We start from the raw sequence: 8,131 nt of genomic DNA on the forward strand, positions 1-8,131 counted from the left end.
AACCGCTGTTCCTGGTCGCTGGGGTTCAGCAGCAGGGCCAGACTGACATGGCGCCCGGGCTCGCGCAGTCCGTTGTCAGGGCTGCGGCCGTCCAGCACGATCAGCAGGCTTCGCTGCTCGGGGTTGTGCCAATCGCTTTCGCCCATCGGCTCACCGCTGGGGCGCCGCCATTCGATGTCGCGCATCCCAAGCGATGGGTCGTAGTCGCCGGTCAGAAAACGATTGCGTCGCAGCAGCCCGTAGCGGCGACGCAGGGCCAGTGCGCGCCGCACGAAAGCCATCTGCGCCTGTGGCCCTGGCTCCGCCGCGCGCTTCCAGTCGATCCAGCTCAGCGGATTGTCCTGGCAATAGGCGTTGTTGTTGCCCTGCTGCGAATGGCCGAATTCATCGCCGGCCAGCAGCATCGGCGTGCCCTGCGCGAGCAGAAGCGTACCCAGGAGGTTGCGCATCTGCCGCGAACGCAGGGCGAGGATACCCTCATCGTCCGTATCCCCTTCCACGCCGTGGTTGCAGGACAGGTTGTGCGAGTGGCCATCGCGGTTGTCCTCGCCATTGGCCTCGTTGTGGCGGTCGTTGTAGCTCACCAGATCGCGCAGGGTGTAACCGTCGTGCGCGGTGACCAGGTTGATGCTGGCCGAAGGCCGGCGGCCGTGATGGTCGAACAGATCGGCAGAGCCAGTGAAACGCGCTGCGAACGCCGGCAACTGCCCCGCATCCCCACGCCACAGCGCACGGGTCGTATCACGGAACCGGTCATTCCACTCGGCCCAGCCCGGCGGGAACTGCCCGAGCTGGTAGCCGCCGGGCCCGATGTCCCAGGGCTCGGCGATCAGCTTCACCTGGCTCAGCACCGGGTCCTGGCGCACTGCGTCGAGGAAGCTGCCCGATGGATCAAACCCGTGCCGCTCGCGACCGAGGATGGTAGCGAGGTCGAAGCGGAAGCCGTCCACACGCATCTCGGCAACCCAGTAGCGCAGTGAATCCATCACCATGCGCAGGGCCCCGGCGTTGGTCAGGTCGAAGGTATTGCCTGTGCCAGTGTCGTTGATATAGAAACGTCGGTCATCGGCCAAGCGGTAGTAGCTGGCATTGTCGATGCCCTTGAACGAGAGTGTCGGGCCCAGTTCATTGCCTTCGGCAGTGTGGTTGTAGACCACGTCCAGGATGACTTCGATGCCCGCGCTGTGCAGGCGGGCGATCATCTGCTTGAACTCGGCCACCGTCTCCAGTGAGAGGTAGCGCGGCTGCGGCGCGAAGAAGCCGATGGTGTTGTAGCCCCAGTAGTTGCGCAGGCCACGCTCCAGCAGCTGCTGGTCGTCCACGTAAGCATGCACCGGCAGCAGCTCGATGGCCGTCACGCCCAGATGCACCAGGTGGTCCACCACCGCATCGTGCCGCAGCGCCGAGAAGGTGCCGCGCTCGGCCTGGGGCACCCCCGGATGCTGCATGGTCAGCCCACGCACGTGTGCTTCGTAGATGACCGAACGGTCCCAGGGCGTCGCGGGCGCTCGCTCGCTGCCCCAGCTGAACGCCGGGTCGATCACCGCGCAGCGCGGCATGTATGGCGCACTGTCGCGGCGGTCGAAGCTCAGATCGGCATCACGGTGTCCCAGCGTATAGCCGAACAGATGCGGCGCCCACCTGATCCCACCCACGATCTGCTTGGCGTAGGGGTCCAGCAGCAGCTTGTTCGGATTGAAGCGGTGTCCATCCCGGGGCGCATAGGGGCCGTGCACACGATAGCCATACCGCTGGCCGGGGCGCACGTCCGGCAGGTAGCCGTGCCACACCTCGTTGGTGTACTCCGGCAACGCGATGCGCTCGATTTCGCGGTTGCGCGCATCGAACAGGCACAGCTCCACCTTGGTTGCGTGACGCGAATACAGCGCGAAATTCACCCCCAGCCCATCCCAGGTCGCGCCCAGCGGGAACGGCCTGCCCTCGCGCACGCGCGAGCTCTGCGTCCACTTACGGGTGGCCATCGTCTTCATCCTTACCCGCATGAAGGGCTGCGATCTCTGCTTCCACCAGCCGCTCGGCCATGTGCCAATGACGCTGCTGCTGGTCGTCGGGGCGGCCTTCGGCTTCCCATATCTGGTGCGCCAGCATCTCGATGCGGCGGCGTCGCTCACTGCTGTCCATCTACACCACTCTCCTGGCTGATCCACACCGCGACGGGGCTGCCGGCAAACAGCAGCGCCTGCGAAGCGGAACCGTCAAAAACCTCCGTGCGACCGTCCAGCACGTTACGCATCGCCCGTTGCGGCACTGCAGTCATGCACTGCTCCGCGCCCTGCTTCCAGCCAAGGGCAGGACCGGGGCATTGCCCGGCACTGGCCCTGCGTACCGCCACCAGCAGCACCTGCCCAGCGTGCTCACGCACGAAGACCAGATCTGCCGAAACGGGACCGGACAGGGCCTGCAGCCTGCCGTCCAGGAACAGCGCCGGATGCTCGCGCCGCAGCTGCAGCAGCCGCGAAAGCAGGCGCATCTTCGGCACGCCCTCATACCAATCCTGCAGCAACTGCGACCACGAACGATCATCAGCCAGTGCCTGTGCGCGCAGTGCGAAATCCACAGGGCGCCGGTTATCCGGATCCACCAGACTGAGATCCCAGAACTCGGTACCCTGGTAGATATCGGGAACACCCGGCAGGCACAGTTGCAGGCACAGCTGTGCGAGCCCGTTGCTGGCCCCGGCGGCCGCCCGCGTCTGCACGAAGCCACCCAGCGCATCGCGCACGCCCTGCAGCTCAGCGGAGTACATCAAGCACTGCAGCCACTGCTGCGCGGCATCTTCAAGTCCGACATCGGGATCGAGCCAGTTGCTGATCCGCTTGCCCTCCCGCAGCGCCTTGCACAGCCACTGGCCCATGCGCTGCGGGAAGTCGGCGGCGGGCTCACCGTGCATCGGCCAGGCGCCGACCAGCGCTTGCCACAGCCCATAACGTTCGGCGGCGGGCAATGGCATCGGCATCGCTGCTGCCGCGCACCGCTGCTCCCAGTCGGCCAGCGCCGACTGCCATGCCGCGGCATCACTGCTGATCAGCGCCAGGCGCGCACGTGCATCCGGCCCGCGCTTGTGGTCATGCGTGGCCAAGGCGAGCATCGCCTGCGGGTGCTGGCGCGCACGCGCCTGGGCGAGCGCAATCAGTGCTTCGCCATCCAGACCGATACGCTGCGGATCGCTGCCGACCTCGTTGCGCGACAGTGCACGGTAGTAGCGGTAGAACGCCGTGTCTTCCACCGCCTTGGCATTGAGTGGTGCCGAGAGCTGCCCGAACCGCACGCGCAGTTCGTGCCCCTCGGGCGCCTGCAGGGCGGTGACCAGAAGGCTCAAGGCCCTGCGTCCTGCGGCGTCCAGCCTCCGCACGGCAGACGCTTCGGCCTGGGCCATTGCATCCCGCTCGGCCTGCGTCTGCAGCGTGTAGGGGCGATAGACAGGATAGTGACGCAGCAGCGCGCAGAGTGCCCGGCGCAACATCGCATCGCTGATGTCAGCGCAGCCTGCCGCCTGGCCGACTGTCTGCCGCACGCACCCCAGCAGGCGCTGCAGGTCTGCGTGCAGCGATCCGTCCAGCAGTGCATCGCGGGCGGCCTGCTGCACCTCCTCCACGCCGCGCATGTCGCCTGAGCGCGCCTGCCACTGCTCGTCCAGGGCCTGCGTTGAGCCCTGTTCATGCAGCCACGCACCGGCCTGATCCATGAAGTCGTAACCGGTGGTGCCCTCGCACGGCCAGCTGGCGGGCAATCTTTCAGCCTTGGCGAGGATCTTTTCCACGTGCAGGGATATCCCGGCAGCACAACGCCCCCCGGCTTCGGCGGCGGCATCGAGCTGTGCGCGCAGTCGCTCCAGGTAGCCGCCCGGATCGGCCAGACCGTCGACATGGTCGATCCGCAGGCCATCCACCCAGCCCTCGCGTACCAGCCGCAGTGGCAGCGCATGCACGGCATCGAAGACATCTTCGCGTTCGACGCGTAGTGCCGCCAGCGAGGTGATGTCGAAGAAGCGCCGGTAGTTGACCTGGTCGCCAGCAATACGCCACCAGGCCAAGTGATAGTGCTGCCGCTGCAGCAGCGTGTGCATGCGCCCGGCGGAGCGGTTGCAGCGCTCGATCCAAGCCTGGCAGGCGCTGGGCTGCAACGGATAGCTGCGTGGCGACAGTGGCAGGCGCAGATCATGATGGGACAGGAAAGGCTGGCCCTCGCTGCCCTCCACCCGCAGAACGCCGGCATGGACGGCCTCCTGCAGCGGCCGGTCCAGCACGGGCAGCCACAGCCGCTGGCCAGCGCCGACGTCATCCCAGTCGATGTCGAACCACTGCGCGTGGCGACTGCGCCGCCCGTGCATCAGCACGTCCGACCACCACGGATTCTGCGGTGCGGCAGCAAGGTGATTGGGCACGATATCCAGCAGCAGCCCCAGCCCACACTCGCGGGCGCGACGCGCCAGCCGCAGGAAACCGTCCTCGCCGCCCAGTTCCGGGTTGATCCGGGCAGGATCAATGCCGTCGTAGCCGTGCGTGGACCCTGGCATCGCCGCAGCGATGGGTGACAGGTACAGGTGGCTGACCCCCAGCGTCGCGAAGTAGTCCGCCTGTGCAGCTGCGGCATCGAAATCAAAGCCGGCATGCAGCTGCAGGCGTGCGGTCGCGCGAAGCACGGTCATGCGTGGCCCCCGTCGCGGCCCGCGCTGATGCGCTGCAGCCGCGATTGCAGGGCGGTCTCATTCCACTGCAACGGCAACCGACGCCGCCAGTTCGGATGGCCACCGACGGTGCCCGGCAGGTTGACCTGCGTGCGCAGGCCCAGCGCATCTTCCAATGGAAGCAGGGCCAGCCGCGAGGGGGCCCTGGCCAGCAGGCCCAATGCATCGTCTTCCACGCAATCTCCATGAATCAGGTCGGTCAGGGCCGCGGCATCCAGTCGCCGTTGCGCCAATGCTGCAGGCAGGTCTTCGATTTCACCCAGGCGTGCCCGCCAGCGCAGATCGCGCCCGCGCAGCCAGCCGCCCAGCGGCGGTAGGTCGTGGGTGGATGGCATGGCGACAGCATCGCGGCGCCAGCGTTCGGCAGGCAGGAAGCCCGCCGCATCACGGGTGAACGGCAGGACGTCCACACCGAGCACGCCGCGCGCCGCCAGGTGTTGGCGGATCCCTGCCGGAACCACGCCCAGATCCTCGCCGATCACCACGCACTGGTTCCGCCAGGATTCCAGCACCAGCAGGTTCAGCAGGTCGTGCAGTGGGAACTGCAGATAGACTCCGTCGCGGGCGGACGCGCCCTGGGGCAGCACCCAGAGCCGGTGAAGGCCAAGGATATGGTCGATTCGCACGCCGCCACGGCCGGCCATGACCGCCCGCAACAGGTTGATGAAGGGCGCATAGCCCTGCCTGCGCAGGGCCAGCGGCGAGAAGCCGGTGATGCCCCATGCCTGGCCCTGGGTATTGAAAGCATCCGGTGGCGCGCCCAGTTCCAGGCCCGCCAGCATCGCGTCGGCCTGCGCGCGCGCTTCGGCACCTTCGGGCGCGCAGCCCACCGCCAGATCGGCAATCAGCCCGATGGCCGCACCGTTGCTTCGCGCCTGCACGTGCAACTGCGTCCAGCAGCGCTGCGCCACCCACTGCGCGAACGCATGGTCCTGCGCGCTGCCGCTGCGGCCATCGGCCGCCAATGCGGCGTACTGCTGCAGTGCCGCGCCTGCATCGGCCTGCCACTGGCAAACCTCGGCCTGCAGGCCTGGTTGCGCCTGCTGCAGGTGCAGCCGCGCGGCGCGCAGCCAGCGCCACTTCAGGTCCGCCGCGCCAGGCCAGTCGATGCGTCGCGCGGCGGTCGCGGCATCCACGGCTTCAGCCAGCGCATCATCGGCCGACAGCGCGGCGCGGGCGGCATCAGGTACCGCCTGCAGCAGCGACGCCTGCAGCGGGTCCAGCCAGCGGCGGTCGCTGGGCGAGTATGGGCTGTGGCCGGCATCCGGCGGCAAGCCGGCGTGCATCGGGCTGAGCGCCAGCGCTTGCCCACCGTGCTGGCGCAGCCGCTGCAGCCAAGGTGCGCAGCCGGCGCTGTCGCCGATTCCACCATCGCCTGTGCTGCGCAGGCTGTAGATCTGCGCCGCCAAGCCCCAGCCACGGTCGATACGTGCGGGCCACCATGCCTTCTGGGGCGCGACGGCGACCGCGATGCAACGCGTCCCCTGCTGCCAGTGGCAGTAGCCCGGCTGCCGCGGCACCAGCCATCGCCCAGCCCCATCCCGGTGCGCATCGCATTGCTGGCCGGTCTCATCGACCCAGCATGCCGCGCCTGCAGCGCCAGGCAATACCACCGCCTCCCCGCAGATCGCGGTGCGCAGTGGCGCAGCCGGCGCTTCTGTCTGCGGCTGCAGCACCTGCAGCACGCCGCGCAGCACCTCCGGCGCCACCTCGCAGCGCCGCCCGGAAACATCCTCCCACTGCGGCATCAGCCCCGCAGAACGCGCAGCTGCGTGGAGCGCTGTATCGCCGCTCATGCCTGCAGCCAGCGCAGCTGCAGGCCACCGCCCGGCTGCAGCGACGGGCCGGTGGGCAGGCCCAGCAGCGGTTCTCCGTCTGGCAGCGAATGCGGCACTTCGGCACGCCCTGCGTTGATGGCGATCCACCACTGCCCGGCAGGCAGCTGCCACCCCGCCTGCACCGCGCCGGTGCCCAGCACCGTTGCGCCCAGCGAGCGCGCCTGCTCGAGCCCGGGCTGCAGGCAGCGCCGGCGCAGGGCAAGCAGATCGTGAAGCCAGGCCAGCGACTGCTGCGCCGCGAAGCCGGTGCCCGGTGGCGGCACATACGACGCCTGCAACGTTGCAGGATCATTCGGGTCGGGAATCCGCGCCCGCGAGGCGACGTCCGCAAAGGCGCTGAATCCGGCGAATTCGCGCCGACGCCCTTCGCGCACCGCCTCATCCAGCGGCGCCTGGTAGTCGGTGAAGAACAGGAACGGTGAGGTGGCCTGCCACGGCTCGCCCATGAACAGCAGCGGCACCATGGGCGTCAGCACGGTGAGCGCGGTAGCCATGCGCAGCGCAGGCGGGTCCAACAACTGGCTCAGCCGTTCGCCGAAGGCACGGTTGCCCACCTGGTCGTGGTTCTGCGCGAAGACCACGAAACGGGACGGCGGCAGGTCGCCACTGGGCTCACCGCGGGCTTCGCCACGCAGGTCGGGCTCGCCCTGCCAGGCAAAGCCCTCAGCCAGGCAGCGCGCCAGCAACGCCTCGGCGCGGCCGGCGTAGGCGGCGTAATAGCCCTCGTGCTCACCAGTCAGCAGCACATGCAGCGCATTGTGGAAGTCATCATTCCACTGCGCCTGGTAGGCACCGCGCAGCCATCGCGCCTGGTTGCGCTCGTTTTCCAGCACCAGGTGCGCGTGCGGCACCTCGGCGCGGATCGCATCGCTGAGCTGCTGCAGGAAGCGGTCATCATCGATGGCATGCACCGCATCCAGGCGCAATCCGTCAAACCGGTATTCCTGCAGCCACATCAGTGCGTTGTCGATGAAGAAGCGCTGCACATGCGGTTGCTCGAAGTCGATGGCCTCACCCCACGGCGTGCTGCGCCCGCGATGGAAGAAGCCCGTTGCATACTGCGCCAGATGGTTGCCCTGCGGCCCGAAGTGGTTGTAGACCACATCCAGCAGCACCGCCAGGCCGGCGGCATGCGCCGCATCGACGAAATGCTTCAGTGCTTCGGGTCCGCCATACGGCTGTGCCGGGGCGTAGGGAAACACACCGTCGTAGCCCCAGTTGCGGGTGCCGGGAAACTGCGCCACCGGCATCAGCTCGATGGCGGTGATCCCCGTTGCGGCCAGCATCGGCAACTGTGCCGTAAGTGCGGCCAACCCGCCGGCCGCTTCGATGTGTACCTCGTAGATCACCATGTCCGGCCAGGCCACACCGCCCCAGTCCCGCGTCTGCCAGGCATAGGCATCCTCGGTCAGGACAGCGCTGGGGCCTTCAACGCCTTCGGGCTGCCAGCGCGAGGCGGGATCCGGTACCTCGCTGCCATCCGGCAGACGAAAGCGGTAGCGGTCGCCGTGCGCTGCCGTGGTGCGGATCGAATGCAGGCCATCGGCGTGCCGATGCATCGGCAACGCGGCCCCGCCCAGCATAA

Annotated in this window: 5 protein-coding genes; all 5 read right to left on the reverse strand. The window is 68.2% G+C overall.

Annotated elements, in window-relative coordinates; translation table 11 throughout:
- The coding region (gene glgX, locus ACQKDV_RS16825) for a glycogen debranching protein GlgX (protein WP_427785244.1) at nucleotides 1-1,982 on the reverse strand (1,982 nt) is incomplete at its 3' end.
- Entirely contained in the window at nucleotides 1,969-2,142 is a 174-nt protein-coding gene (locus ACQKDV_RS16830) for a DUF2934 domain-containing protein (protein WP_427785246.1), read from the reverse strand. The genes ACQKDV_RS16830 and glgX, both read right to left, overlap by 14 nt.
- Nucleotides 2,129-4,669 (reverse strand): malto-oligosyltrehalose synthase, encoded by a 2,541-nt coding sequence (gene treY / locus ACQKDV_RS16835; protein WP_427785248.1) that lies wholly within the window; start codon nucleotides 4,667-4,669, stop codon nucleotides 2,129-2,131. The genes ACQKDV_RS16830 and treY overlap by 14 nt, the downstream gene beginning before the upstream one ends.
- The gene (locus tag ACQKDV_RS16840; protein WP_427785249.1) at nucleotides 4,666-6,504 is read right to left on the reverse strand and encodes a 4-alpha-glucanotransferase; all 1,839 of its coding nucleotides are present in this window, start codon (nucleotides 6,502-6,504) and stop codon (nucleotides 4,666-4,668) included. Before ACQKDV_RS16840 ends, treY begins: the two co-directional genes overlap by 4 nt.
- Nucleotides 6,501-8,131: malto-oligosyltrehalose trehalohydrolase (gene treZ / locus ACQKDV_RS16845; RefSeq protein ID WP_427785251.1), on the reverse strand; the 1,631-nt coding region annotated here is incomplete at its 5' end. The genes ACQKDV_RS16840 and treZ, both read right to left, overlap by 4 nt.

This window comes from Stenotrophomonas sp. NPDC077659, assembly GCF_050268705.1.
In the GTDB taxonomy this organism is placed as follows: domain Bacteria; phylum Pseudomonadota; class Gammaproteobacteria; order Xanthomonadales; family Xanthomonadaceae; genus Stenotrophomonas.

Bases quoted from the DNA above. Each gene is read 5' to 3' on its own strand.
- ACQKDV_RS16830 (WP_427785246.1), bottom strand. From the start codon at position 2,142: ATGGACAGCAGTGAGCGACGCCGCCGCATCGAGATGCTGGCGCACCAG.
- treY (WP_427785248.1), bottom strand. From the start codon at position 4,669: ATGACCGTGCTTCGCGCGACCGCACGCCTGCAGCTGCATGCCGGCTTT.
- ACQKDV_RS16840 (WP_427785249.1), bottom strand. From the start codon at position 6,504: ATGAGCGGCGATACAGCGCTCCACGCAGCTGCGCGTTCTGCGGGGCTG.